At 62.3% G+C, this 239-nt stretch carries 1 protein-coding gene; it reads left to right on the top strand.

Going from position 1 to position 239, the window contains the following annotated elements:
- Positions 1-56: 56 nt before the first annotated feature.
- A partial coding sequence (locus AC0IYH_RS33750) for a GntR family transcriptional regulator (protein WP_471838815.1) occupies positions 57-239 on the top strand: 183 nt, incomplete at its 3' end.

Raw genomic sequence — 239 nt, 5'->3', positions numbered from 1 at the left:
GATATCGTCTTCCACTGGTGAGTCGACAAGCTGCGTACATGCTGTATTAAGTCACCATGACAGCACTCAGCGGCAACGAGGACAGCCCGGTCTATCTCCGCCTTCGGAGCGCGATCACGTCGTCGATCCTCCGCGGGCAATATCGCGCGGGCGACCAGCTTCCCTCGGTCCGCGCCTTCGCCGCCGAACACGGCGCGAACCCACTGACCGTCGCCAAGGCGTATCAGGGATTCCAGGAC

This window comes from Pseudomonas sp. AC463 (genome assembly GCF_979253585.1).
Note: the sequence above shows the minus strand (reverse complement) of the source record. Positions and strands in the feature narration are given on the sequence as shown.